The organism is Glycomyces dulcitolivorans (assembly GCF_003265355.1).
GTDB lineage: Bacteria > Actinomycetota > Actinomycetes > Mycobacteriales > Micromonosporaceae > Glycomyces > Glycomyces dulcitolivorans.
This window is the reverse complement of the sequence record NZ_QFRW01000299.1, coordinates 1-25,849: the sequence shown is the minus strand read 5'-3', so window position 1 is coordinate 25,849 and position 25,849 is coordinate 1. Positions and strand designations below refer to the sequence as shown.

The 25,849-nt window shown below is 70.9% G+C and carries 28 protein-coding genes and 1 pseudogene; 22 read left to right on the top strand and 7 right to left on the bottom strand.

Going from position 1 to position 25,849, the window contains the following annotated elements:
- The 4 genes from DI269_RS20670 to DI269_RS20655 form a co-directional block, all read left to right on the top strand.
- Positions 1-413, top strand: a 413-nt coding sequence (locus tag DI269_RS20670; RefSeq protein ID WP_198667598.1) for a DUF5682 family protein, incomplete at its 5' end; no start/stop codon positions are given.
- Positions 410-1,552, top strand: a complete 1,143-nt coding sequence (locus DI269_RS20665; RefSeq protein WP_112139335.1) for a VWA domain-containing protein — start codon at positions 410-412, stop codon at positions 1,550-1,552. The genes DI269_RS20670 and DI269_RS20665, both read left to right, overlap by 4 nt.
- Positions 1,549-3,489, top strand: coding sequence for a hypothetical protein (locus DI269_RS28710; RefSeq protein WP_157975121.1), 1,941 nt, complete (start codon positions 1,549-1,551; stop codon positions 3,487-3,489). Before DI269_RS20665 ends, DI269_RS28710 begins: the two co-directional genes overlap by 4 nt.
- A gap of 127 nt (positions 3,490-3,616) precedes the next feature.
- The gene (locus DI269_RS20655) at positions 3,617-4,750 is read left to right on the top strand and encodes an NAD(P)-dependent malic enzyme (RefSeq protein WP_408612318.1); all 1,134 of its coding nucleotides are present in this window, start codon (positions 3,617-3,619) and stop codon (positions 4,748-4,750) included.
- A gap of 132 nt (positions 4,751-4,882) precedes the next feature.
- On the opposite strand, the pseudogene DI269_RS29190 reads toward DI269_RS20655, so the two are convergent.
- Positions 4,883-5,710: pseudogene (locus tag DI269_RS29190) on the bottom strand (ADP-ribosylglycohydrolase family protein); the annotation flags it as partial.
- Between the two features lie 123 nt (positions 5,711-5,833).
- Between DI269_RS29190 and DI269_RS27845 the strand changes: the two are divergent.
- From DI269_RS27845 to DI269_RS20635, 3 genes are all read left to right on the top strand, one after another.
- Positions 5,834-6,109, top strand: coding sequence for a hypothetical protein (locus DI269_RS27845; RefSeq protein ID WP_198667597.1), 276 nt, complete (start codon positions 5,834-5,836; stop codon positions 6,107-6,109).
- 96 nt (positions 6,110-6,205) lie between these two features.
- Positions 6,206-6,433 (top strand): FitA-like ribbon-helix-helix domain-containing protein, encoded by a 228-nt coding sequence (locus tag DI269_RS20640; protein WP_112139331.1) that lies wholly within the window; start codon positions 6,206-6,208, stop codon positions 6,431-6,433.
- Complete coding sequence (locus DI269_RS20635; RefSeq protein ID WP_112139329.1) at positions 6,430-6,825, top strand: type II toxin-antitoxin system VapC family toxin; 396 nt, start codon at positions 6,430-6,432, stop codon at positions 6,823-6,825. Before DI269_RS20640 ends, DI269_RS20635 begins: the two co-directional genes overlap by 4 nt.
- Here the strand turns inward: DI269_RS20635 and DI269_RS20630 are convergent.
- Positions 6,822-7,799 (bottom strand): COX15/CtaA family protein, encoded by a 978-nt coding sequence (locus DI269_RS20630; protein ID WP_112139327.1) that lies wholly within the window; start codon positions 7,797-7,799, stop codon positions 6,822-6,824. The genes DI269_RS20635 and DI269_RS20630 overlap by 4 nt on opposite strands.
- A gap of 164 nt (positions 7,800-7,963) precedes the next feature.
- Here DI269_RS20630 and DI269_RS20625 point away from each other — a divergent pair, with 164 nt between their 5' ends.
- The 11 genes from DI269_RS20625 (at position 7,964) to DI269_RS20575 (ending at position 16,628) form a co-directional block, all read left to right on the top strand.
- Positions 7,964-8,695, top strand: coding sequence for a helix-turn-helix transcriptional regulator (locus DI269_RS20625; protein WP_112139325.1), 732 nt, complete (start codon positions 7,964-7,966; stop codon positions 8,693-8,695).
- Positions 8,696-8,722: 27 nt separating this feature from the next.
- Positions 8,723-10,156: a Fe-S cluster assembly protein SufB gene (sufB, locus tag DI269_RS20620; protein ID WP_112139323.1), complete on the top strand. Its 1,434-nt coding sequence runs from the start codon at positions 8,723-8,725 to the stop codon at positions 10,154-10,156.
- 31 nt (positions 10,157-10,187) lie between these two features.
- Positions 10,188-11,369 (top strand): Fe-S cluster assembly protein SufD, encoded by a 1,182-nt coding sequence (sufD, locus tag DI269_RS20615; RefSeq protein WP_112139321.1) that lies wholly within the window; start codon positions 10,188-10,190, stop codon positions 11,367-11,369.
- Positions 11,366-11,707 (top strand): non-heme iron oxygenase ferredoxin subunit, encoded by a 342-nt coding sequence (locus tag DI269_RS20610; RefSeq protein WP_112139319.1) that lies wholly within the window; start codon positions 11,366-11,368, stop codon positions 11,705-11,707. Before sufD ends, DI269_RS20610 begins: the two co-directional genes overlap by 4 nt.
- Positions 11,708-11,719: 12 nt before the next feature.
- Positions 11,720-12,481 (top strand): Fe-S cluster assembly ATPase SufC, encoded by a 762-nt coding sequence (gene sufC, locus DI269_RS20605; protein ID WP_112139317.1) that lies wholly within the window; start codon positions 11,720-11,722, stop codon positions 12,479-12,481.
- A 14-nt stretch (positions 12,482-12,495) separates the two neighbouring features.
- Positions 12,496-13,764 (top strand): cysteine desulfurase, encoded by a 1,269-nt coding sequence (locus tag DI269_RS20600; RefSeq protein WP_112139315.1) that lies wholly within the window; start codon positions 12,496-12,498, stop codon positions 13,762-13,764.
- Complete coding sequence (gene sufU / locus DI269_RS20595; protein ID WP_112139313.1) at positions 13,764-14,222, top strand: Fe-S cluster assembly sulfur transfer protein SufU; 459 nt, start codon at positions 13,764-13,766, stop codon at positions 14,220-14,222. The genes DI269_RS20600 and sufU overlap by 1 nt, the downstream gene beginning before the upstream one ends.
- Positions 14,219-14,560: a metal-sulfur cluster assembly factor gene (locus tag DI269_RS20590; RefSeq protein WP_198667596.1), complete on the top strand. Its 342-nt coding sequence runs from the start codon at positions 14,219-14,221 to the stop codon at positions 14,558-14,560. The genes sufU and DI269_RS20590 overlap by 4 nt, the downstream gene beginning before the upstream one ends.
- A 39-nt stretch (positions 14,561-14,599) precedes the next feature.
- A complete protein-coding gene (locus tag DI269_RS20585) occupies positions 14,600-15,262 on the top strand; it encodes an acVLRF1 family peptidyl-tRNA hydrolase (RefSeq protein ID WP_112139309.1) in 663 nt (220 codons plus the stop codon).
- A 288-nt stretch (positions 15,263-15,550) separates the two neighbouring features.
- Positions 15,551-16,312 carry an SDR family oxidoreductase gene (locus DI269_RS20580; protein ID WP_112139307.1) on the top strand — a complete coding sequence of 254 codons (762 nt, stop codon included), beginning with the start codon at positions 15,551-15,553 and terminating at the stop codon, positions 16,310-16,312.
- 70 nt (positions 16,313-16,382) lie between these two features.
- A complete protein-coding gene (locus DI269_RS20575; RefSeq protein ID WP_112139305.1) occupies positions 16,383-16,628 on the top strand; it encodes a type II toxin-antitoxin system Phd/YefM family antitoxin in 246 nt (81 codons plus the stop codon).
- A 122-nt stretch (positions 16,629-16,750) separates the two neighbouring features.
- Here the strand turns inward: DI269_RS20575 and DI269_RS20570 are convergent, their stop codons facing one another.
- The 5 genes from DI269_RS20570 to DI269_RS20550 form a co-directional block, all read right to left on the bottom strand.
- A complete protein-coding gene (locus DI269_RS20570; protein WP_112139303.1) occupies positions 16,751-17,368 on the bottom strand; it encodes an NADPH-dependent F420 reductase in 618 nt (205 codons plus the stop codon).
- A gap of 37 nt (positions 17,369-17,405) precedes the next feature.
- Entirely contained in the window at positions 17,406-19,007 is a 1,602-nt protein-coding gene (locus DI269_RS20565; RefSeq protein ID WP_112139301.1) for an MDR family MFS transporter, read from the bottom strand.
- 47 nt (positions 19,008-19,054) lie between these two features.
- A complete protein-coding gene (locus tag DI269_RS20560; protein ID WP_112139299.1) occupies positions 19,055-20,962 on the bottom strand; it encodes a beta-galactosidase in 1,908 nt (635 codons plus the stop codon).
- A gap of 135 nt (positions 20,963-21,097) precedes the next feature.
- Positions 21,098-21,823, bottom strand: coding sequence for a type 1 glutamine amidotransferase (locus DI269_RS20555; protein ID WP_112139297.1), 726 nt, complete (start codon positions 21,821-21,823; stop codon positions 21,098-21,100).
- A gap of 19 nt (positions 21,824-21,842) precedes the next feature.
- Complete coding sequence (locus DI269_RS20550) at positions 21,843-23,087, bottom strand: Mur ligase family protein (RefSeq protein ID WP_198667595.1); 1,245 nt, start codon at positions 23,085-23,087, stop codon at positions 21,843-21,845.
- A 534-nt stretch (positions 23,088-23,621) separates the two neighbouring features.
- Between DI269_RS20550 and mraZ the strand changes: the two genes are divergently transcribed.
- From mraZ to DI269_RS20530, 4 genes are all read left to right on the top strand, one after another.
- Positions 23,622-24,053 carry a division/cell wall cluster transcriptional repressor MraZ gene (gene mraZ, locus DI269_RS20545; RefSeq protein ID WP_112139337.1) on the top strand — a complete coding sequence of 144 codons (432 nt, stop codon included), beginning with the start codon at positions 23,622-23,624 and terminating at the stop codon, positions 24,051-24,053.
- A 16-nt stretch (positions 24,054-24,069) separates the two neighbouring features.
- The gene (rsmH, locus tag DI269_RS20540) at positions 24,070-25,041 is read left to right on the top strand and encodes a 16S rRNA (cytosine(1402)-N(4))-methyltransferase RsmH (protein ID WP_112139295.1); all 972 of its coding nucleotides are present in this window, start codon (positions 24,070-24,072) and stop codon (positions 25,039-25,041) included.
- Complete coding sequence (locus DI269_RS20535) at positions 25,038-25,616, top strand: hypothetical protein (protein WP_112139294.1); 579 nt, start codon at positions 25,038-25,040, stop codon at positions 25,614-25,616. The genes rsmH and DI269_RS20535 overlap by 4 nt, the downstream gene beginning before the upstream one ends.
- 8 nt (positions 25,617-25,624) lie before the next feature.
- A partial coding sequence (locus DI269_RS20530) for a hypothetical protein (RefSeq protein ID WP_157975120.1) occupies positions 25,625-25,849 on the top strand: 225 nt, incomplete at its 3' end.

The window sequence follows — 25,849 nt, the reverse complement described above, 5'->3', positions numbered from 1 at the left end:
TCGCCTGGGCCCTCGGCGCGCCCGCCGACGCCGCCGCCGCGGCCGAAGGCGCCTCCGCGCCCGACCGCCTCGGCGACTGGCTCGCCGGGCTCTTCTCGCTCGCCCGCGAGGAGGTCGTGGCCGAGGACGAGGGCGTCATCGCCGCCGTCGACGAGCTCGTCGGCGACCTCAACGAGTCCGAGTTCCTCGAAGCCCTTCCCGCACTGCGCCATGCGTTCGCGATGTTCCCCCCGCGCGAGCGCGGCCTCATCGCCGAGCGCGTCACGGCCCTCCAAGGCGGCGGCGACGCCGCCGACCTGACCAAGCGCCTCGACGTCGACCCCGTGACCGTGGCCGCCTCGCTGGCCCTCGAAGCCCGCGTGGACGCCGTCCTGGGCCGCGAGAACCTCCTCTTCGGATCGGAGACACCATGAGCGCCGACCTCCAGCGCTGGCGGCTCATCCTCGGGCCCGCCGCCGACCGCAGCTGCGGCGGCCTCAGCGAGGAGAACGCCGGCCGCGACGCCGCCCTGGACTGGCTCTACGGCCGCGACGACGACCTCGGCAAGAGGGACGTCCGCCGCGGCGGCGCCCGCGGCGCGAGCAGCGACCGCAGCGGCGGCGACGAGGCATCGATCGTGACCACGGTGGACTGGCTCGACAGCATCCACCGGCTGTTCCCCAAGGAGACGATCGAGCGCCTCGAACGGGACGCGATCGAGCGGTACCAGATCAACGACGTCCTCACCGACCCCGACGTCCTGGCCCGCATCGAGCCGAACCCGGCCCTGCTCAAGGCCGTCCTCCAGACCAAGCACCTGATGAACCCCGCGGTCCTGAACGCGGCCAGGCGCATCGTCGAGGAGGTCGTGCGCCAGCTCGTCGAGAAGCTCTCGATCCAGGTCCGCACCGTCTTCTCCGGCAGCCGCAACCGCCGCCCCAGCTACCACCGCCGCGCCCGCGACTTCGACCTCAAGCGCACCCTCAAGGCCAACCTCAAGCACTACCGCCCCGACGACCGGCAGGTCGCCATCGAGCGCCCCCACTTCCACTCGCGCACCTCGAAGCGCCTGGAGCAGTGGCAGCTCGTGCTCCTGGTCGACCAGTCCGGGTCGATGACCAGCTCGGTCATCCACTCCGCGGTCACCGCGGCGTGCCTGTACGCCCTGCCGGGCCTGAAGACCCACCTCGTCGCGTTCGACACCAGCGTCGTCGACATGACCTCCGAAGTGGACGACCCGGTCGAGCTGCTCATGAAGGTCCAGCTCGGCGGCGGCACCGACATCGCCATGGCCGTCGACTACGCCGCCGGGCTCATCGAGAACCCGCGCCGCTCCATCGTCGCCCTCATCACCGACTTCTACGAGGGCGGCAGCGAGGCGCGCCTGGTCCACACCACCAAGCAGCTGTGCGAGCAGGGTACCCAGTTCCTCGGCCTCGCCGCCCTCGACGAGGACGCCAACCCGTCCTACGACCGCAACCTCGCCAAGCGCATGGCCGACGTCGGCGCCCACATCGGCGCGATGACCCCCTCCCACCTCGTCGAATTCGTAGCGGAAAGGCTCGGCACGTGAGAGACGACCTCCTCGCGCTCACTCAAGATGCGCTTGCGGCCCTTGCCAACCGCGGCCTGGTCAAGCGCGCCGCCAAGGACCTCGACGCCGGGACCGTCCCCGAGCTCTCCCTCGCCGGCGGCGCCCTCACCGCCGTCTTCCCCGACGGCGCCACCGCCGTCCTCGCCGCCGAAGGCGGCCTGGAGACCGCCACCTGCACCTGCGGCGCGGCCGGCAAGTGCCGCCACCGCATCGGCGCCGTCCTCGCCTACCAGCGCGAACACGCCGAAGCCCCCGCCGAGACCGAGACCGCAACGGCCCCAGCCGAACCCATCGCCGTCACCACCCCGGCGGTCATCACCGACGACCAGCTGCGCGACGCCCTCGGCCCCCACGCCCTCAAGGCCGCCGAGGCCACCCGCAAGGCCGGGTACACCGCCCGCCTGATCTGGCCCGGCCCCGACCGGCCCGCCGCCGCCGAACTCCCCGCCGCCACCGTCAGCTTCCTCGTCCCTGGCCTCGGCTACGTCCACACCGACGCCACCGGCCCCGCCCGCGACACCGCGATCGTCCTCGCCGTCTGGGCCTTCCGCGAGGCCGAGGCCGACGCGGCCACCGTCAGCGTCGGCGGCGCCGACCCCGAAGCGACCCTTGCGGAATCGGTCGACCTCGCCCGCCAGGTCCTCCTCGACGGCGCCGCCGGAGCCGACGCCGTCCTGCGGGCCGCCCTCCAGCGCGAGTCCAAGGCCCTCACCCGCCGCCGCGCCCACTGGCCCGCCGGCGCCGTCAACGACCTCATCGACCAGCTCCAGCGCTACGAGGACCGCTCCGCCGCCTACGACCCGCACCGCCTCGCGGTCCTCCTCGCCGAGATCCCCGCCCGCGCCCGCGCCGCCGCCCACCCGACGGGCACGCCCGCCGCGCACGTCCTCGGCTCCGAAGAGGCCGACGCGACCCCGCTGACTCTCGTGCGTCTCACCGGCCTCGGCGCCCGCGTCGGCACCGAAGGCGACCGCCGCACCCTGGAGCTCTATCTCGCCCAGCCCGAGACCGGCATGGTCCTGTCCATCAAGCGCGACTGGCCGATCCCCGAGAACGAGACCGTCACCGGCGCCGAGGTCGCCTCCCGCCGCCTCGCCGGATGCCGCATCGGCACCCTCGCCGCCGGCAACACCGTCACCGAGGCCGCCACCCGCACCGCCGCCCGCGCCCTCAAGCTCGGCACCGGCCGCCTCGCCAAGACCCAGGTCCTCCCGCTCGGCCTCGCCTGGAACGACCTGCCGTCCTCCTTGCGCGCCACCGACCTCGACGCGCTGGCCGAGGAGCTCGGCGAGCGCCCGCCCGCGCTGGTGCGCCCGCGCGTGGCCGCCGAGTCCCTGCGCGTCCTCGCGGTCGACGAGTGCGAACCCCTCGGCTACGACCCGGCCTCCCAGCGCCTCCACGCCCTGATCACCGGCCCCGACGGCGGCTCGGCCCTCGTCGTGGTCGCCCACACCTCGGCCGCCCCGGGCGCGCTCGAAGCGGCCGAGAAGGCCTTCGCGGCGGGTCCGCTGTCGATCGCCGGGCACGTCCACCGCCACCGCGGGAAGCTCATCGTCGAGCCGACCGCGATCCTCACCGCCGACGGCCCGGTCGTCCCGGACCTCGCCCCCGGCGACGACTCCGCCGACCTCGCCGCCGCGGGCGACGCGGCCGCCTCCGAGCCGGTCTCGGCCGTCATCGAGGACGCGATCTCCGTGTGCGCGGACCTCGCCCACCAAGGGCTGCGCCGTTCGCGCGAGCCGTCCCGCGTCCGCGTCGAGGCCGCCGCCGCGGCCCTCAACAAAGTCGGACTCCAAAGGGCCGCAACGGACTTCGTGCACCTGTCCAAAGCGTTGGGGGACGAGGACGAGGCCGCCAAGGCGGCCGCCTGGACCGCCGCCGCCGTCCGGATGCTGGTCACGGCTGAGCTACACTAGCCGTCTCTTGGGAAGATCCCCAGCAATATCACCAGCCACTCGATCACCACAGGGACCATCCGTACCCTCCGCAGAGTCGGCGATTCACATCGAAGCAATGAGGCTTTCTGTGCCATCACATCCTGTGATCGACCTGCAAGACCCGATCTTCCTCGCCCACCGCGGCGGCAAGCTGCGGACCTCGACCACCGTCCCCCTCGCCACCCGCGAGGACCTCTCGGTCGCGTACACGCCCGGCGTGGCCCGGGTCTGCGAGGCCATCGCCGCCGACGAGTCCCTGGCCCGCACGCACACCTGGCGCTCGAACCTGGTCGCCGTGGTCACCGACGGGACAGCGGTGCTCGGCCTCGGCGACATCGGCCCAGCCGCCTCGCTCCCGGTCATGGAGGGCAAGGCCGCCCTGTTCCGCCAGTTCGCCGACGTCGACGCGGTCCCGATCTGCCTGGACACCAAGGACCCCGACGAGATCGTGGCCGCCGTCGCGGCCATCGCGCCGTCCTTCGGCGGGATCAACCTGGAGGACATCGCGGCGCCGCGCTGCTTCGACATCGAGGACCGCCTCAAGGCCCTCCTCGACATCCCCGTCTTCCACGACGACCAGCACGGCACCGCCGTGGTCGTCCTCGCCGCGCTCACCAACGCGCTGCGCCTCCAGGACCGCCGCGCCGCCGACCTCACGGTGACCATCGTGGGCGCGGGCGCCGCGGGCGTCGCGATCACCAAGATCCTCACCGAAGCAGGCGTCGGCGACGTCATCGTCTGCGACTCCACCGGGATCATCCACGAGGGCCGCGGCCGCCTCAACTCCGTCAAGGCCCGCCTCGCCACGTTCACCAACCGCACCGGCCGTCGCGGCGACGTCACCGAAGCTTTGCGCGGGGCCGACGTCCTCGTCGGCGTCTCCGGCGGCAGGATCCCCGAGGCCGCGCTCGAAGGCATGGCGCCCAACGCGATCGTGTTCGCCCTCGCGAACCCGACCCCGGAGGTCGACCCCGAGGTCGCCCTGCGGCACGCCGCGATCGTCGCGACCGGCCGCAGCGACTACCCGAACCAGATCAACAACGTCCTGGCGTTCCCCGGGATCTTCCGCGGCGCCCTCGACGCCGGGGCCCCGCAGATCACCGAGGCGATGAAGCTCGCCGCGGCCCAGGCCATCGCCGACATCGCGGCCGACGACCTCGCCGCCGACCGCATCGTCCCCTCGCCGCTCGACCCGCGCGTGGCCCCCGCGGTCGCCGCCGCGGTCAAGGCCGCCGCCTAAGACCGCCGGTTCGGCGGCGAGCAGTTCCGCCAGCGCCGAGATCACCTCGCGGCCCTCCACCTGGGAAGACCATTCCCTCGGGAGGGCCGCGTGTCCGTACGCGGCCCCGTAGAGGTTCCCGAGGATCGACCCGGTCGAGTCCGAGTCGCCCCCGTGGCTCACGGACGCCACGAGCCCGGCCCGCACGTCGTCGGTCCCCAGCAGGCAGTACACCGCGATCGCGAGCGCCTCCTCCGCGATCCAGCCCTCGCCGAGCGGGGCGCACGTGTTGGGTCCGGGCTTGACGTTCCCGGCGAGCATGTACGCCTTCTGGAGCGCGTCGGCCGTCTCCGCGCGCGAGGAGTCGCTGCGCAGGTGCAGCATCGTCTCGGAGACCGCGCGCTGCGGCGTCTCGCCGTTCATCAAGTGCGCCACGATCATCGCGAACGCCCCGGCCGAAGCCCCCGCGGTCGGGTGCCCGTGGGTGAGCGCCGAGCACTGCTCGGCGAGGCCGTACGCCTCGACGGGGGAGTGGCGCAGCCCGAACGGCGCCGAGCGCATGACGGTCCCGCAGCCCTTCGAGTTCGGGTTCACGCCGGGACGGGCGCCGTGGGCGAGCCCGGTGATGCACGCGTTGCCGGGCGCGCGGCGCGCGTACAGCCACGGCTGGGCGGCGAGGCCATCGGACGCCAAGGGCGGCATGGGCTCGCGCTGCGTCTCCAGCCACCGCAGGTACGCCTCGCGGACCGACTCGACCTCGCCACCGGGGCGCGCGAGCAGCAGTCCCTCGGCGGTGAAGAGGGTCATCTGGGTGTCGTCGGAGACGCGGTTGTAGCGCATCTCGGTGACCCCGGCGGGGCCGAACTCGGCTTCGATGAACCGCCACGCGTCGAATTCGACCTGGTATCCGAGGGCGTCGCCGACCGCGCCGCCGATGAGGCTGCCGAGGACGCGGTCGTGGCGTGAGAGCGCTTGTGTCACGCCGGGATTCTATGGCGTCCATGCCGCTTCGCACTCGACCGCCGCGTCCCCGGTGCGCCTCAGTTGTCAACCGCGCCACATCGGTTTGCGTTCGAGCGCGCTCGAAGCCATAGCGTTCGGGCCATGACGAATCAGACCTGGATCATCACCGGAGCCACCAGCGGTCTCGGCCGCTCGATCGCCCTCGCCGCCCTCGACGCGGGCGCGAACATCGTCGCGGCCGTGCGCCGCCCCGAAGCCCTCGCCGACGAGGTCGCGCCCTTCGGCGTCCGCGTCATGATCGTCGAGCCCAGCCGCTTCCGCACCGGCTTCCACGGCGCCCTGGAGTTCAGCGCCACCTCGGCCGAGTTCATGATTGCCGCCTACGGAGACGACGCCGTCGCCGATTCGAGCGGCTGAATGCGAAGGCGACACGCGGTCGGATCGCAATGGCGGCCGCGGTGCACTTGCGCTTGTAATCTGGTATCCATGGGTGCAATTCGCTATCATGACTCCATGACCAAGGCCGTGCAGATCCGCGACATACCCGACGAGTCGCTCGACGTGATCCGCGCGCGAGCTGCCGCCGAAGGCATGAGCCTTCAGGGGTACCTCCGCCGCATGGTGATCGAGGAGGCCGCGAGTCCCACCGTCGCCGAGGTGTTGGCCCGGTCGTCGCGCCGCTCGGCGGGCGTGTCGATGGCGGACATCGTGGCCGCCACACGCGAGGGCCGCGACCTGTGAACGAGCTGGTCGTCGACAACTCGATCATCATCTACATCCTGCTCGAAGGCAAAGGCAACGACCTACTGCGACGCCGACTATCCGCGCCGCGCACGCTCCATGCGCCACAGCTGATCGACTACGAGTTCGGCAACGCGATCCGGGGCCTGGCCATCGGCGGCCGAATCTCCGTATCCGACGCCGAAGCGGCCCGAGCCGACTTCGCCGACCTGCCGATCCGCCGCTACCCCGGAACGGTCACCGCTGAGCGGTCCTGGGCGCTGCGCCACAATTTCAACGCCTACGACGCGTCGTACATCGCGCTGGCAGAGCTTCTCGGCGCTCCGCTGCTCACCGGCGACGCGAAACTCCTCGGCACCCACCATGCTGCCGTCGAAGTGATTCCCGGCTAGGCCGGCTCGGCCTCGCGCTCGACGATCCGGTCGCCGTCGCGCTCGCCGTGGATCTCGTAGTGGAGCGGCACCGCGTCGGCGCTCGGCTCGCGCTTGCGCAGGCTGAACGGCACCGCGACCGCGGTGACCCACAGGACGCCCGCGCCGAGCATGTGCAGCCCGACCAGCAGTTCCGGCAGGTCCAGGTAGTACTGCGTGTAGCCGATGACGCCCTGGAGCAGCTCGACCGCGAGCAGCGCGTACGCCGTGCGGATCGCCTTCTCGGGGGCCTTGACGGCGTGCAGTGCCGCGATCAGGGCGACGGTCAGGCCCACGAGCAGCCACACCAGGTCGGCGTGGAGCTGCGACATCAGGGCCGGGTCGAGGCCGTTGCGCGGGGTGTCGGCGTCGCCGGCGTGCGGGCCCGAGCCGGTCACGACCACGCCGAGCACGATCACCGCGGCGGCCACGCCCACCAGGCCGCGGCCCAGCAGCACGACCGCGCGGGGGACCAGCGTGACGACCTCCCCGTCGGGCTCGCCCGAGCGCACGTACAGCGCCACCGAGAGCGCCACGAGCGGGATCGACGCCAGGAAGTGCAGGCCCACGATCCACGGGTTCAGGCCCGTCCACACGGTGATGCCGCCGATGAGCGCCTGGACCGGGACGTACAGGCACACCCCGAACGCCAGCTTCACCAGCGACGCGCGCCGCGGCACCCGCAGCCACGCCGCCAGCAGCGCGCCCACGGCAACCGCCACGAGCGCGAACGTCAGCACCCGGTTCCCGAACTCGATCGCCCCGTAGATCCCCATCTCAGGGGTCGCCACCAGCGAGTCGGTCGTGCACTTGGGCCACTCGGGGCAGCCCAGGCCCGACTCGGTCAGGCGCACCGCGCCGCCGGTCACGATGATGCCGACGTTCGCGATCACACTGGCCAGCGCCCATCGGCGCACGGCGCCGGGCTTGCTGAACCACCGCTGCAACAGGTTCACGCCGCGAACCTAACCTCCGGTGAATACCCGGCGTCGGGCCGGGTGGCCCGGTGTGGGCCGGGCCGTCCCGAACCGTTGTGAGGTTAGGCAAACCTGCGTGCCCCGTCTCACCGTCGGCCATCTCGACGGCCCCATGCGAATTAGGTAACATTTGTATTGTGGAAATGGTGACGAGGGCGACGAGCCACTCGACCGACGGGGACACCCGCCGCCGAGTGACCCGCCACCTGCTCGAACGCGGCCACGCCACGGCCGCCGACCTCGCGCAGGACCTCGGCATCACCGCCACCGCCACCCGCCGCCATCTGGACGCGATGGAGGCCGAAGGCCAGGTCGAGACCCGCGTGGTCAAGACCGCCGGACGCGGACGGCCCGCCAAGAGCTACCAGCTCACGCCCGCCGCCCGCACCAACCTCGGCCACACCTACGACGACCTCGCGATGGAGGCGCTGCGCTGGATCCGCCGCTTCGAAGGCGAGGGCGCCGTCAGCGGCTTCGCCGCCGAGCAGGTCGCGCGCCTGGAAGCCCGTTGCCGGGCCGCCCTGGACGCGGTCGACTCGGACGATCCGATGGCACGCGCCCAGGCGCTGGCCACCGCCATGTCGAGCGAGGGCTACGCCGCCACGGCGTCCGTCATCGCCTCGGGCGGGCAGATCTGCCAGCACCACTGCCCGGTGGCGGGCGTGGCCGCGGAGTTCCCGCAGCTGTGCGAGGCGGAGACGCGGGTGATCAGCCGCCTGCTGGGCGTCCACGTCCAGCGCCTGGCGACGATCGCCAACGGGGACGGGGTGTGCACCACCCACGTGCCCGGCAAGAACCGCGGCCGCACGGCCGCGGACGGCGCCAGGGGAGGCGGATCCGTTCCGCTGCCCGACCCCGCGCGCGCAGACCGATAACCCGACAGGTCAAAGGTGAGACTTCAGATGACCGACACGCAGAAGAGCGAGCCGCTGAGCCAGGAGGAGGCGCTCGCCTCCCTCGAACGCTACGAGTACGGCTGGGCCGACTCGGACGTCGCCGGCGCGAACGCGCGGCGCGGGCTGACCGAGGAGGTCGTCCGCGACATCTCCGCGCGCAAGAGCGAACCCGAATGGATGCTCGACCTGCGCCTGAAGGGCCTCAAACTGTTCGGGCGCAAGCCCATGCCGAACTGGGGCGCCGACCTCTCGGGCATCGACTTCGACAACATCAAGTACTACGTCGAGGCCTCCGAGAAGCAGGCCGAGTCCTGGGAGGACCTGCCCGAGGACATCAAGAAGACCTACGACAAGCTGGGCATCCCCGAGGCCGAGCGCCAGCAGCTCGTCTCCGGCGTCGCCGCCCAGTACGAGTCGACCGTCCTCTACCACTCCATCCGCGAGGACCTGGAGCAGCAGGGCGTCGTCTTCATGGACACCGACACCGGCCTGCGCGAGCACCCGGAGATCTTCAAGGAGTACTTCGGCTCCGTGATCCCGGTCGGCGACAACAAGTTCGCCGCGCTCAACACCGCGACCTGGTCGGGCGGCTCGTTCATCTACGTGCCCAAGGGCGTCCACGTCGACATCCCGCTCCAGGCCTACTTCCGGATCAACACCGAGAACATGGGCCAGTTCGAGCGCACGCTGATCATCGCCGACGAGGGCTCGTTCGTGCACTACATCGAGGGCTGCACCGCCCCGGTGTACTCCTCGGACTCGCTGCACTCGGCGGTCGTGGAGATCATCGTCAAGAAGGACGCGCGCGTCCGCTACACGACCATCCAGAACTGGTCGTCCAACGTCTACAACCTGGTCACCAAGCGCGCCATCGCCGAGCAGGGCGCGACCATGGAGTGGGTCGACGGCAACCTCGGCTCCAAGGTCACCATGAAGTACCCGGCCGTGGTCATGGTCGGCGAGCACGCCAAGGGCGAGGTCCTGTCGGTCGCCATGGCCGGCGCGGGCCAGCACCAGGACACCGGCGCGAAGATGACGCACGCCGCGCCGCACACCTCCTCGACCATCGTGTCGAAGTCGATCTCGCGCGGCGGCGGGCGCACCTCGTACCGCGGCCTGGTCCAGGTCGACGAGGGCTCGCACCACTCGAAGTCCACCGTCAAGTGCGACGCGCTCCTGGTCGACACCATCTCGCGCTCCGACACGTACCCGTACGTCGACATCCGCGAGGACGACGTCGACATGGGCCACGAGGCCACGGTCTCCAAGATCGGCGAGGACCAGATGTTCTACCTCATGAGCCGCGGGCTCACCGAGGACGAGGCGGCGGCGATGATCGTCCGCGGGTTCATCGAGCCCATCGCCAAGGAGCTCCCCATGGAGTACGCCCTGGAGCTCAACCGCCTGATCGAGCTCCAGATGGAAGGCGCGGTCGGTTAAGCGACCCGGCCCGGACTAGGAACCAGAGTTTATGAGCATTGAAGTGGCGCCCAAGCCGCACACGCACGGCCTCGGCGAGGTGCCCCCGAAGACGAAGTCGCAGCTGCTGCGGTCCTTCGACCCGGAGGAGTTCCCGGCCCTGAACGGCCGCGAGGAGGACTGGCGGTACACGCCCGTCAAGCGCCTCGCCGGACTCGACGGCACCGACACCCCGGCGGCCGCCAAGGCCGCCGAGTACGCGGTCCGCAGCCTGCCCGCGGGGGTCACCGCCGAAGCCGTCGGCAAGGACGACAAGCGGCTCGGCTCGATCCTGACCCCGTTCGACCGCCCTAGCGCGGTCGCCTGGGCCAGGACCGAGAAGGCCCTCCTCGTCGCCGTCGCGCCCGAGACCGCCGTGTCCGAGCCCGTCTGGATCGACGTCACCGGCGGCGGCATCGACGGCGCCACCTGGGCGCACACGTTCATCGAGGTCGGCCACCACGCCGACGTCACCCTGATCGTGCGCCACACCGGCCTGGCCCGCCTGGGCGACAACGTGGAGATCTCGGTCGGCGACGGCGCGCACCTGCGCCTGGTCGTCCTCGCCGAGTGGGACCGCGAGTCCACCCACGTCGAGCACCAGAAGGCCCGCCTCGGCACCGACGCCAAGCTCGACCACATCGCCGTCACGCTCGGCGGCGACCTGGTCCGCCAGTACCTGTCGGTCGACTACGCCGGCCGCGGCGGCTCCGTGGACGCCTACGGGCTCTACTTCGCCGACACCGGCCAGCACCTGGAGCAGCGCCAGCTCGTGGACCACTCCGTCCCCGACTGCCGCTCCAACGTCAACTACCGCGGCGCCCTCCAGGGCGAGACCGCCCGCACCGTGTGGGTCGGCGACATCCTCATCCAGGACGCCGCCACCGGCACCGACACGTACGAGATCAACCGCAACCTCGTCCTCTCCGACGGCGCCCGCGCCGTCTCGGTCCCCAACCTGGAGATCGAGACCGGCGAGATCGCCGGCGCCGGCCACGCCTCGACCACCGGCCGCTTCGACGAGGAGCACCTGTTCTACCTCCAGTCGCGCGGCATCCCCGAGGCCGAGGCCCGCCGCCTGGTCGTCAAGGGCTTCTTCAACGAGATCGTCCAGAAGATCCCGGACGCCGACCTGCGCGAGGAGCTGACCGAACTCGTCGTCTCCCGCCTCGACGCCGGGGCCGCAGCGCGATGACCGACACCGATTACCTGCGCGTGTGCGCGCTCGACGACCTGCCGGAGTCCGAGCCCGTCGCGGCCGACATCCACGGCACGTCGATCGTGCTCGTGCGCAAGTCGGACGAGGTGTTCGCCCTCTACGACGAGTGCTCCCACGCCGCCGTGGCGCTCTCCGAAGGCGACATCGACGACTGCTCGATCGAGTGCTGGCTGCACGGGTCCATGTTCGACCTGCGCACCGGCAAGCCGTCCGGGCCGCCCGCCACGACCGCGGTCCCGACCTACCCGGTCGAACTCCGCGACGGCGACGTCTACCTCAGCCTGAAGCCCAAGACCACCAGCGAAACCGCCTAGAGGAAGCCAGTAATGAGCAAGCTTGAGATCCGCGACCTGCACGTCTCGGTCAACACCGAAGAGGGCGCCAAGCCGATCCTGCACGGCGTCGACCTGACCATCAACTCCGGGGAGACCCACGCCATCATGGGCCCCAACGGGTCCGGCAAGTCGACCCTGGCCTACTCGCTGGCCGGTCACCCGAAGTACGAGATCACCGGCGGCGAGGTCCTCCTCGACGGCGAAGACGTCCTCGCGATGAGCGTCGACGAGCGCGCCCGCGCCGGCCTCTTCCTCGCCATGCAGTACCCGGTCGAGGTCCCCGGCGTCAGCGTCTCCAACTTCCTGCGCACCGCCAAGACCGCGGTCGACGGCGAGGCCCCCAAGCTCCGCACCTGGATGAAGGACCTCAAGGGCGCCATGGCCGAGCTGAAGATGGACGAGGCGTTCATCAACCGCAACGTCAACGAGGGCTTCTCCGGCGGCGAGAAGAAGCGCCACGAGATCGTCCAGATGGAGCTCCTCAAGCCCAAGTTCGCGATCCTCGACGAGACCGACTCCGGCCTCGACGTCGACGCGCTCCGGGTCGTCTCCGAGGGCATCAACCACGCCAAGGAGACCACCGACTCCGGCGTCCTCCTCATCACCCACTACACCCGCATCCTGCGGTACGTGAAGCCCGACTTCGTGCACGTCTTCGTCGACGGCCGGATCGCCGAAGAAGGCGGCCCGGAACTCGCCGAGAAGCTCGAAGCCGAAGGCTACGAGTCCTACGTCGGCACGAAGGCCGCCTAGACCAGGAGGAGCCCGTGGAGGCTGTCACCAAGCTCGACGTCGACGCGGTCCGCGCCGACTTCCCGATCCTCCGGCGGAGGATCGGGGACCGCCAGATCGCGTACCTGGACTCCGCGGCGACCTCGCAGAAACCCGTCCAGGTCGTCGAGGCCATGCGCCGCTTCACCGAGCACTCGAACGCGAACATCTCGCGCTCGGTGCACACCCTCGGGGCCGAGGCCACCGAGGCGTACGAGGGCGCCCGCGCCCGGGTCGCCGCCTTCATCGGCGCCCCGAGCGCCGACGAAGTGGTGTTCACCAAGAACTCCACCGAGGCGATCAACCTGCTCGCGTACGCGTTCCAGAACGCCACGCTCGACCCGCACGCCGACCCGAGGTTCCGCCTCGCGCCCGGCGACGAGATCGTCGTGACCGAGATGGAGCACCACGCGAACCTGATCCCGTGGCAGCAGCTCGCGCTGCGCACCGGGGCGACGCTCAAGTGGATCGGCATCACCGACCACGGCCGCCTCGACCTGGAGGCGATCCCCGAGGTCATCACCGAGCGCACCAAGATCGTCTCGTTCACGCACGTCGCGAACCTGCTCGGCACGGTCAACCCGACCTCGCAGATCACCGCGCGGGCCCGTGAAGTGGGCGCCCTGGTCGGCCTCGACGCCTCCCAGTCCGTCCCGCACCTCCCCGTGAACGTCGCCGGCCTCGGCGTCGACTTCATCGCCTTCACCGGCCACAAGATGCTCGGCCCCACCGGCATCGGCGTCCTGTGGGCGAAAGCGGACCTGCTCGACGCCATGCCGCCGTTCCTCACGGGCGGCTCCATGATCAAGACCGTCACCATGGAGAAGACGACCTTCGCCGACGCGCCCGCCAAGTTCGAGGCCGGCACGCCGCCGATCGCCGAAGCGGTCGGCCTCGCAGCCGCCGTCGACTACCTCGACGGCCTCGGCATGGAGAACGTGCGCGCCCACGAGAAGGAGCTCGCCGGGTACATGCTGGAGAAGCTCGAAACGGTCGACGGCCTCACGATCATCGGACCGCGCGTCCCGATCGGCCGCTCTGCGACCGTCTCGTTCACCTTCGAGGGCGTGCACCCGCACGACGTCGGCCAGGTCCTCGACTCCGAGGCCATCGCAGTCCGGGTCGGCCACCACTGCGCCAAGCCCACCTGCGACCGCTTCGGCGTCAACGCCACCACGCGCGCCTCGGCGTACGTGTACAACACCCACGAGGAAATAGACCGCCTCGTGGAGGCGTTGGGCAAGGTGCGAAAGGTGTTCGGCTGATGAATCTCGACGAGCTCTACCAGGAAGTCATCCTGGACCACTACAAGCGCCCCCGCGGCGCCGGCCTGCGCGAACCCTACGAGGGCGAGTCCCACCAGGTCAACCCGACCTGCGGCGACGAGATCACCCTCCGGGTCCACGTCGACGGCGACAAGGTCGCCGACGTCTCCTACGAGAACGTCGGCTGCTCGATCTCCAAGGCCTCCGCCTCGGTGATGTACGAGCTGGTCAACGGCTCCACGGTCGATGACGCACTGGCCCGCCTGGCCGAGTTCACGGCACTCATGAACTCCAAGGGCCAGGCCGAAGGCGACGAGGAGACCCTGGAGGACGCCGTCGCGTTCGCGGGCGTCTCGAAGTACCCGATGCGCGTCAAATGCGCGCTCCTGGGCTGGATGGCGTTCAAGGACGCCCTGGTCCGAGCAGAAGCCTCGATCCCCGGAAGGACCGACGCATGACCGACACCGCGAAGAAGGCCGAAGAGGCCGACATCCTCGAAGCCATGAAGGACGTCGTCGACCCCGAGCTGGGCATCAACGTCGTCGACCTGGGCCTGATCTACGGCGTCCACGTCGACGAGACGAACGTGGTCACCCTCGACATGACCCTGACCTCGGCGGCCTGCCCGCTGACCGACGTCATCGAGGACCAGTCCCGCTCGGCCCTGTGCTCCGGCGCCGAGGGCGGCCTCGCGGCCGACCTCAAGATCAACTGGGTGTGGATCCCGCCGTGGGGCCCCGACAAGATCACCGACGACGGCCGCGACCAGCTCCGCGCACTTGGGTTCAACGTCTGACGAAGTCGGACTTGAACAATGAAGCGCAGGAACGTCTAGATGGTCAAGATCCGCCCCGCCGCCGGCGGAGGCAGGATCGTCGAGGTCGAGCCCGAACGCCTCCCCAAGTGGGTCGCGAACTTCGCGGCGCGGAACGGCGGCATCGCCGCCCACCACGCCGAAGGCAACGCCTGGACGATCGAATCGAACGAAGGAGCGTCGGCCGGTGTCCAATGGGCGCTGGCCGACGGCCTCCCTGCGGGCTGGCTCCTCGACGACGATCCCGAGAAGGCCGCTGAACACCTCCGCGACTACGCCCTGGAGCCCCGTGCAATCGCCGTCCTCCTGGCCCGCAAAGGCGCGTTCTCGGTAGGCATCCTGAGGGACGGTCGCATCCAGACCTCCAAGACCGATTCGGCCTACGTGCAGGGCAAGACCAAAGCAGGCGGCCAGTCCCAGCAGCGCTTCGCGCGCCGCCGCGAGGGCCAGGCCCACGCGGCCGAGAAACGAGCCCGCGATGCGGTCTTCGCGGTCCTCGGCAACGCGCAGTTCGACGTCCTGGTCACCGGCGGCGTCGTCGAGGGCGTCCTCGAAGACCCGCGTCTCGCCAAGCTCAAACCGGCCGTCCACTTCGGCGACATCGCCGAACCCAAGCAGTCCCTGCTGACCGAAACGGCCTACCGCGCCATCGGCTTCCGAATCCGCGTCGCCGACCCGTCCTAAACTGAGGCGTCCCTCCCTTCGAACAAGGACGCCGCCATCACCACCTCGAAGTCCCGCGCCCTGATCCTCGCCGCCGCGATCCAGCTCGTCCGCTTCGGCCCGCCGGCGACTTCACCCAGGTCCTCACCGCCGAACCCGTTCCCTTCGCCATGCACGTGGTGATCGCGCTGGCCTTCCTCGCCTACGGCCTCTGGCTCCTCAAGGGCCACAAGGAGGCCCCGACCGGTGCACCCCTGATCCGACCGCGCTAGCCTCACTGAAACGACTGTTTCAGTAAGGAGTGATGCGATGGTCGACCCCACGGATTTCTCGCTCGCGGGGCGGAGCGCCCTGGTGACCGGTTCGGTGCGGGGACTCGGACTGGAGATGGCCCGGAGCCTGGCGGCCGCGGGCGCCCGGGTGGCGGTCAACGGCCGTGACCCGGCCACCGTCGAACCCGTCGCGGCGGGCCTGCGCGACGAAGGACTCGACGTCGTCGCCGCCGCGTTCGACGTGACCGACCAGGAGGCCGCCGGGCGCGCGCTCGAACGGTTCGGCCCGGTCGACATCCTCGTCAACAACGTCGGCCACCGCGACCGCCGCGGCCTCGACGAGGTGACCCCGGCCGAGCTCGCCCGCATGATCGACGTCCACCTCGTCTCCGCCTACGCCCTCGCCCAGCGCGTGGCCGCGGGCCTGGCCGAGCGCGGCAGACCCGGCCGGATCATCAACGTCTCCTCGGTCATCGGCCAGCTCGGCCGCGTCGGCGACGTCTCCTACGCGACCGCCAAGGCCGGCCTCGACGGCCTGACCCGCGCCCTCGCCGCCGACCTCGGCCCCACCGGCACCACCGTCAACGCCGTGGCCCCTGGCCCCTTCGCAACCGAGGTCAACGCCGCCCTCGTCGCCGACCCGAAGTGGTCCGACTGGATCCGCACCCGCACCGCCCTCGGCCGCTGGGGCCGCCCACCCGAGATCGCCGGCGCAGTCGTCTTCCTCGCCACCGACGCCGCCTCCTTCATCACCGGCCAGACCCTCGCCGTAGACGGCGGAGTCACCGCCATCCTCTGACCCCTCCGCCGGTCCCGGCGCGACTGCGCCGAGACCGGCGGACCAGTCCTCCACGACTTATCCTCGGAGCATGACGTATGTCGTGAACATCCACGAGGCAACGACCCAGTTGTTTCAGCTGATCGAGCGCGCGTCCCGAGGGGAACGCATCGTCATTGTCGAGGCGGGCAAGCCGATCGTCGATCTTGTTCCGCACCGCGACCGGCTGGTGGTGTTCGGTTGTCTGAAAGGGCAAGTCGAGTACGACGAGGCGGTATTCGACGTCGACCCCGACATCCAGGCGATGTTCTACGGAGACGCCGCCGACCCTGCTTGACGGCCAGACCGCGCGGCTGGTCATGGACGACAACCCTTGGCTCAGCGGTTGACTCGACCTTGTGACAGCGGAACGGCGGGGCCGCAGCGCATCGCGCTGCGACCCAGCCGTTTTGGTGTCCGTTAGGCGGCGGCGATGGTGAGGGCGGTGGACCAGCCTCCTTGGATCTGGTCCTGGACCTTCATGTGCAGGAGCTGGAACGCTTCGAGGGCGGCGGCGTGCTTGAGGCCGCCGACGTCGATCGGACGGAGGTCGGCATCGAGGCAGAGGTTGACGACGGTCTGCTTGGCCTCGGGGTCGTCGCCCGCGATGAACACGTCGAGCTTCAGCGTCTCGGCGAGGCGGGACGCGAAGGTGGTGTTGAAGGCCTTGACGACCCGGGCGCCGGGGGCGGCCTGGGCGATCTCCTCGGCCGCGGACTTGCCTGCGGGCGTGACGAGGCCGTCGAAGGTGCCGAAGTCGACCGGGTTGCAGATGTCGATGACGGTCTTGCCGGCGAGGTCGCCGGCCCACATCTCGGCGACCTGCTTGCTGCCCTCGTAAGGCGTGGCCAGGACGACGACCTCGGCTCCTGCGGCGTTGTTGAGCGGTTCGCCGACGGCCGAGTCGCCGAGCTCGGCGGCCAGGTCGGCGGCCTTGTCCGGCTCGCGGTCGGCGATGCGGACCTGGTGGCCGCCGCGCACGAGCCGCAGGCCGATGCCCCGGGCCATGTTGCCCGAGCCCACTATCAGGACTTCCATGAGCGATTCCTCCTAGTGTCGAACTCTCGAAAACGTGTCAAGGGGCGGTCTCGGCGCGGACCTCGCAGGCCTTCGCGTCGGGGTCCTCGACCGGCGGCTTCGCGCCGCGCAGCACCAGGTTCGGCATGAACAGCGTCAGGACGATCGTCACCGCCGCGATGCAGGCCGCGACCAGGAACACCAGGTCCAGGCCGTCGGTGAACGCCTGCTGCACCACGATCCGCACCGGCTCCGGCAGGTGCGCGACGACCGTGGGGGACTCCATGACCGCCGACAGGTCCGTCTCGCTGAACCCCGCCGCCTCCTGCGGCGACAGCTGCGCGACCGCGCCCGGCAGGTTCGCGGCCAGCTCGTCGTTCAGCTTCGAGGTCATGACCGCGCCGAGCACGGCCGTGCCGACCGCACCGCCGAGCGAGCGCGCGAAGTTGTTCGTGCTCGTGCCCGCGCCCAGGTCCTCGACCCGCACGATGTTCTGCATCGCGAGCACCAAGGGCTGCATGAACATGCCCATGCCGATACCGAGGACGAGCAGGAAGAGGCTGGACACCCACAGCGGCGTGTCCACGTGCAGCTGCGTGAACAGCCCCAGCCCGGCCGTGATCACGATCGAGCCCGCCACCAGGAACCACTTGTAGCGGCCGAGCCTGGAGATCACGAACCCCGAGGACACCGAGGTCAGCACCATGCCCGCCATCATCGGGATCATCAGCAGGCCCGAGGACGTCGGCGAGTAGCCGCGCACCATCTGGAAGAACAGCGGGATGTACACGATCCCCGAGAACATGCCGACGCCGAAGATCAGGGCGATGACGCTCGCGAGCGCGAACGTGCCCTGCCGGAACATCCGCAGCGGCAGGATCGGCTCCTCGGCCCGCGTCTCGACCACGATGAACGCCGCGGTCAGGACCGCCGAGGCGGCGAACAGGCCGATGATGACGGCTGATTCCCACGCGTAGTCGCTCCCGCCCCACGTGACGGCCAGCAGCAGGCACACCACGGCCGGGACCAGGCAGGCCGCGCCGAGCCAGTCGATCCTGCGGGGCCGGGTCGGGAAGTGATGGCGGCGCAGGACCTGGTCGACCGCGATCATCGCGGCCAGGCCGACCGGCAGGTTGATGTAGAAGATCCAGCGCCAGTCCACTTCGGAGAGCCAGCCGCCGAGCACGGGCCCGGCGACCGACGAGATGCCGAAGACCGCGCCGAAGAACCCCTGGTACTTGCCCCTCTCACGCGGCGAGACGACGTCGGAGACGACGGTGAACGCGAGCGAGATGAGCCCGCCGCCGCCCAGGCCCTGGAGGCCGCGGAACAGGATGAGCTGGAGCATGTTCTGCGACAGGCCCGCGAGCGCGGAGGCGACGAGGAAGATGACGATCGCGACGAGGATGACCGGCCGCCGCCCGTACAGGTCGGAGAGCTTGCCGTACAACGGGGTCGAGGCCGTCGTCGCGATCAGATACGCCGTGACGACCCACGTGTAGTCGCCCATGCCGTCGAGGTCGCCGACGATGGTCGGCAGGGCCGTGCCGACGATGGTCTGGTCGAGCGAGGCCAGGAGCATGGTGAGCATGAGCGCGCCGAAGAGCGTGTACAGCTCCTTCTTGCTCATGTTCGCCGCGCTGGCCCGCTGCTCGGTCATAGGAGCGAGCGTATGGCCCGCCTCCGCGGAGGCGGGCCGAAACGGGTCTATTGCCTCTTGTCGACCGCCCAGGAGCCGGCCGGGACGATCACGTGCCCGACCTGCGCCTCCTTCTCGGTGTGGTTGACGATGAAGCGCCATTCGCCGCGGTCGACGACGTCGAGGCCGGGTCCGCCGGGGCCGGTGAGTTCGAGTTCCTCGAACAGGCGGTCCCAGGCGTCGTCGCCGAGCTTGCAGGAGACGTACCAGGCCTCGCCCTCGCCGAACGGGTTGACGGTGACGGCGGGGCGGCCTTCGATGAGGTCGCCGGTGGCGTACTGGGTGACGCACTGGGCGCCGCGCAGTTCCACGAGTTCGCAGAACCGCTCGGCCGCGCCGAAGTTCCACAGTGCGCGGCGCTCGCCCGCGGGCTGGGGGAGGTGCTCGGTGACGCGGATGCCGAACAGGTCGGTGAGTCCGCCGAGGTAGCCGTCGAGCCAGACCTGGCAGTGCTCGTCGACGGCGCCGGTGAGGTAGGAGGCGACGAGGCGCCCGCCTCCGGCGGTGAACCAGCGCAGGTTCTCGGCGGCGGCCTTCGAGAGGACGTAGGTCGTCGGGGCGATCACGGTGGAGTACTTGGACAGGTCGCCTTCGGGGGAGGCGAAGTCGGCGACGACGCCGCGGTCGCGCAGGACGCGGTGGATCTGGGCGACGTTCTCCAAGTAGTCGATCGGTGCCGGGAGGTGCGCTCCGGACGTGGCCCACCAGGAGTCGGGGCTCCACAGGATCGCCGTGGTCGCCTCGACGGGTTCGCCGATCGTGTGGGCGATGCCCGGGAGCGTGTTCCCGAACTCGACGACCTCGCGGAACATGCGGGTGTTCTTGCCCGCGTGGGGGAGCAGCGCCGAGTGCCACTGCTCGGCGCCGCCGCGCCCGGCCCGCCACTGGAAGAACAGGGCGCCCTTGGAGCCGCGGCTGATGTGGATCATCGAGTGCCGGGCCATGCGCCCGGGGCTCTTGGCGATCGCGCCGTCCTTGGAGTGGACGCTGGCCGAGGCCTGCTCCATGAGGAGCCAGTCCCCGCCGCCGGCCCAGGAGCGCGAGAGGTCGGCGTGGAGGGCGCTCTGCTGCTCGGCGCGGTGGTCGGGCGCGGAGGGGTAGGAGTCGAACGCGACGAGGTCGACCTCGCCGGCCCACTTCCACGGGTCGACCGGGACCCACTGCCCGAACACGAAGTTGGTGGTGATCGGCACCTCGGGGTTCGCTTCGCGCAGGAGGTCGCGCTGCTCCTTGTAGTGCGCCAGCATCGCGTCGGAGGTGAAGCGCTTGAAGTCGAGCTCGTGCGCGGGGTTGGCGAGGTACTGGGTCGCGCGCGGGGCCAGGATCTGGTCCCATTCGCCGTAGTGCTGGCTCCAGAACGAGCCCCACCACGCGGCGTTCAGGGCATCGACGGTGGTGTACTTCTCCTCCAGCCAGACGCGGAACGCCCGCTCGGCGTGCTCGGAGTACGACGCGGAGCCGTATTCGTTGTGCACGTGCCACATCGCGAGCGCGGGGTGCTCGGCGTACCGCTCGGCGAGGGCGGCGGCGATGCGCAGGGACGCCTCCCGGTAGGCGGGCGCGCAGACGTCGTACGTGTCGCGCGAGCCGTGGACCTGCCGGACCCCGTCGGGCCGGGTGTTGAGCGCGTCGGGGTGCGCGAGGGTGAACCACGGCGGCGGCGAGGCGGTCGGGGTGGCGAGGTTGACGCGGATGCCGCCGGCGTGGAGCTTGTCGAGGACGGTGTCGAGCCAGCCGAAGTCGTACTCGCCTTCGCGCGGTTCGAGCCGCGCCCAGGAGAAGACGCCGACGGTGACGAGGTTGACCCCGGCCTCGCGCATGAGGAGGACGTCGTCGTCCCAGACCTCCTCGGGCCACTGCTCGGGGTTGTAGTCCCCACCGTAGCTCAGGCCGTCGAGGCCTCGGGGCCAGTCCATGGGGGCTCCTCACATTCACGGCTCGCAGGCGTCGCCGAGGGCCACGCACGCGAAAAGGGGTCAGTTAGTTGCCTGACAAAACTAACTGGGTCTGGGTGTTTTGCCCAGCCTAATGTGAGCAGACCACGTGCCGGGTTACTGGGCCGCGGTCTGGAGCGCGGTGAACCGCTCGTGGCGCAGCCGCTCGGGCCAGCCGTCGTCGAGCGGCGGCAGCTGCGCGGGGTCCACGCCGATCGCCCACGCCAGCAGCAGGTCCGCGAGCTTCGGGTTGCGCGCCAGGCCCGGGCCGTGCATGTAGGTGCCGATGACGTGCCCCGCCCAGGCGCCCTCGGTCGTGCCGTCGTTGCCGACGCCGGCCGTGACGCGCGCGAGCGGCTGCACGGCCTCGCCGAGGTGCGTGCGCCCGCCGTGGTTCTCGAACCCGGTGATCGGGCCGATGCCCAGCTGCGGGTGCGACTCGCCGGCGATCTCGCCGACCGCGCGCGAGGGGCCGCGGTCCGAGCGCAGGTCGAGGATGTTCAGGCCCTCGTAGGCCCGGCCGTTCGCGTAGAACGAGGCGCCGAGGAGCTGGTAGCCCGCGCAGATCGCGAGGATCGGCTTCCCGGCCTCGGCGGCGCGGCTGAGCGCGCCGTCCTGGAGGAGCCGGTCGGCCGCGACGGCCTGCGGGCCGTCCTCGCCGCCGCCGATGAGGTACATGTCCGCGGTGTGCGGGATGTGCTGGTCGCTGCGGACCTGCATGGGCTCCACGTCGATCCCGCGGGCGCGGGCCCGGTGGGCCAGGACCAGCAGGTTCCCCCGGTCCCCGTAGGTCGACAGGAGGTCGGGGTAGAGCCAGACGATGCGCAGGGTGCTCAGTGCCACGGTCGGTCGCTCTCTCTCGCTAGTTGACCCGGTTGAATTCGGCGCGGATGTCCTGGAACGCCGTGTAGTTCGCGACGACCTCCACCGGGCCCGGCGGCACCGCCGCGATCGCGGCCCGGATGTCGTCGACCACCAGGAAGTCGACCCCGTCGACCTCCAGGCGCACGGCCAAGTCGGTGCGCCGGTCGCCGGTCACGACGACCTTGCGCCCGGCCAGGGACGTGAAGTCCACGTCGTAGATCCACGAGGTGTCGAAGCCGTCGACCTCGCGCGCGTTCAGCGACAGGACCACCGGCGGGACCGGGTCGATCATGTCGAACGACTCCAGCCAGCCCGCCGGGTTCTTCGCCAGCAGCAGCCGCAGGTGGCGCCCGTCGCGCTCGACCTTCGCGTACCGGCCCGCGACCGACGCGACCTCGGTCAGGCGCGGCGCGGCCTGCGCCGGGTCGACCCCGAACAGGCTCGCGATCGCCAGCGCGGTCGCCGCGTTCGCGCGGTTCACCCGGCCCGGCAGCTGGAGCCGCAGGTCGTAGCGGCGCCCGTCCGGGCCCACCACGGCCTCGCCCTGGTGGGCGACCGACCACTGCGGGCTCGGCCGGTTCAGGCCGCAGTTCGTGCAGCGCCAGAACTCGCCGAAGCGGTCCAGGTGCGCGCCGCAGTTCGGGCAGATCGCCGAGTCCGCGGTCCAGCTCTGGCCCGCCGCGACCCACACGACGCGCTCGCACACCGACGCCGCCCACACGATGAGCGGGTCGTCGGCGTTGGCGACGATCGTGGTCTGCCCGGCCGAGGCCTGGAGCGTCTGGCGCCACTTCGCGGCGAGCGCGGTCACCTCCATGGCCCGGTCCAGCTGGTCCCGGGAGAGGTTGAGCAGCGCCACGACCTTCGGGCGGGCCGCGTCCAGCAGCTGCCCGAGGTAGTGCTCGTCGCATTCGAGGGCCGCGTACTCGGCCTTCGGGGCCTTCGCGAGAGCCGTGGTGTGGCCGGTCGGCATGTTCGCGCCGAACGAGTTCGTCGCGACCCGGCCGATCGCCTCCAGCGCCGCGGTCGTGAACCGCGTCGTCGTGGTCTTGCCGTTGGTGCCGGAGATGAGCACCACGTGGCGCCCCTCGGCGAGGAGCTCCAGGAGCCTGGGTTCGACGATCAATCCGACTCGGCCGCCGATCACCGACCCGTCGCCCCGGCCCGTGGCGCGCGAGAGCGCGGCCGCGGTCCTGAGGAGCGTGGTGGCGAATTTCGCGCGTGGGGTCAGATTCGCGCTCATGCGGGCTCGCTTTCGGCTTGAACGGACTCGACGAGTATGCCAAGAGTTTGTCACACGGGTCCCCGAAGGCGTGACGAGCGGCCGCTCGCCGTGAGGCCGCCCGCGTTCGGCCCGGTCGGGCAGTGACGGACGCGAATGCCCTTGCCGCGCCGGACCGCAGCGCCGCCCCCCGCACCCCGCCGCGACCGGGCCCATCACTCCACAGTGACCGATCGGGGACGGCCCGTACCCGATGTCGGTCACGCAGCGTGCCCCCGAGGTCGCCGAGCGTCGGATCCCCTGCGTCCCATGCCACTCGGGCGGGTGAACAATGAGTGAAACTCACCTTTCGCGCCCCCTGTTGCGCAACCGTCACTCCACTGTCCTCCACCGTCGCTGACCAGCCCCGACGCCGCACCCAACACGGATGCCACGCGGAAACAACCCCCAAAGGTGGGGGAGAGTGGAGTAAGGTGGGGCGCACTGGCGGGGCAGGTGACCCGCCGGCGCGGTCGGGGAGGCCGCGCAGCCTGAGAGTCACGGGGGGTGGCGCCGATGTTCCTCGGCACCCATACCCCGCGCCTGGACGACAAGGGCCGCGTGATCCTTCCCGCCAAATTCCGGGACGGACTGGCGGAGGGAGTCGTGATCACGAAGGGCCAGGAGCGCTGCCTCTACGTGTTCCCCGAAGCGGAGTTCGTGCGCATCGCCGAATCCCTCCAGCAGGCCCCCATGTCGAGCAAGACCGCCCGCGCCTACACGCGCGTGTTCTTCGCCTCGGCCCACGACGAGGTCCCCGACAAGCAGGGCCGCGTCACCGTCCCCCAGCGCCTGCGCGACTACGCCGGACTCGACCGCGACCTGGTCGTCATCGGCGCCTCGAACCGGGTCGAGATCTGGAACGCCCCGACCTGGGACGAGTACCTGGAGGCTTCGGAAGAGGCCTTCGCCGACATCGAAGAGGGCGACCTGCCCGAAGGACTGTGAGAAGGAGGTGAGCGGAATGAACGACGCTCCGCACGTACCCGTCATGCTCGACGAGGTCCTCGACTACCTCGCGCCCGCCGCATCCCGGCCCGGCGCGCTGGCGGTCGACGCCACCCTCGGCGCCGGCGGCCACACCGAGGCGCTCCTGACCGCGCACCCCGGCCTCACCGTCATCGGCGTCGACCGCGACCCGAACGCCCTCGAACTCGCGTCCAAGCGCCTCGCCGGCTTCGGCGACCGGTTCATCCCGGCCCGCGCCGTCTACGACGAGATCCCGGACGTCCTGCGCGCCAACGGCTTCAAGGCCCTCGACGCCGTGCTGTTCGACCTCGGCGTCTCCTCGATGCAGCTCGACCAGCGCGAACGCGGCTTCGCCTACAGCCAGGACGCGCCCCTGGACATGCGCATGAACCCCGACGACGACCTCACCGCCGAGACCGTCGTCAACACCTACGAACCGGGTGAGCTCGTGCGCCTCCTGCGGGTCTACGGCGAGGAGAAGTTCGCGACCCGCGTCGTCTCCGCCATCGTCAAGGCCCGAGCGCAGGCCCCGATCACCTCCACCGGCGTCCTCGCCGAACTCGTCAAGGACGCCATCCCGCAGGCCGGCAAGCGCACCGGAGGGAACCCCGCGAAGCGCACCTTCCAGGCGCTTCGGATCGAGGTCAACGGGGAACTGGAGACCTGGGAGCGGGCCCTGCCCGCCGCACTCGACGTCATGAACCCCGGCGGCCGCGTGGTCGTCCTGTCCTACCACTCGCTCGAAGACCGCATCACCAAGCAGGAACTGGCCAAGCGCGCCAAGTCCAACAGCCCGGCGGGCCTGCCCGTCGACCTCCCCGGCACCGAGCCCACCTTTCGACTCCTTACGAAGAAGGCCCAGCAACCGACCCAGACCGAACTCGATCGGAACCCGCGATCGGCGCCCGCCCGGCTCCGCGCGGCCGAACGCATCGCACCGTCCACACGAGCAGGAGGCGCAACATGAGCGACCAGTACCGTCGCGCTCAGGCCGACCCCGAGGAGATCATCAAGGCCGCACGCCGGCGCGCCCGCGCCGCGTCCTCGCGCCGACGATCCCTCGTGGGCGACGCCGCCGCCGACGCGCCTGCCTTCGACGGGAACCTGGCGGTGCAGCCCGAGACGGTCCCGATCGACCTGCCTCCGGTGGAGGCCCCGGCCGCGCCGCAGCGCGAGACGGTCGTCATCCCGCGCACCAAGACCGCCGAGCGCCCGGCCGCCAGGCCGGCGCCCGAGCCGGTCGAGGTGCCGCGCCCGGCGTTCGTCGGCGGCATCGTCGGCCTGGTCGTCGCCGGCATCGTGGGCCTGCTGCTGCTCAACACGGTCATCAACGAGGACGCCTACCACCTGCAGGAGCTGCGGACGCAGGCGAACGAGCTGGACCAGACCGAGCAGGCGCTGGCCGACGAGCTGACGAACCTGAACTCGCCGAACAACCTGGAGGCCGAGGCCTCCCGCTTCGGCATGGTCCACCCGGACATGGTGACGTTCCTGTACCTCCCCGACGGGGAGACCGTCGAGGTGCCCTGGAACGAGGAGTAGGGAGTTCCATGACCGAATCCGACCCCCGACGGCGCCGCGACCCCTCCTCGATCAGCCGGGCGCGCCGTTACACGCCCCGCGGGCGCACCGTCCGCGAGGCCGCGGAGGCGGGAGAGGACAACCGGGCCAGGGAGAACGGGGCGCGCGACCGCGAGGCCGCGCGCCGCGAGCGCAGCAAGGCGGCCCAGCAGGAGAACGGGACCGAGGACCTCGCGGCGGCGCGCCGCCGCGAG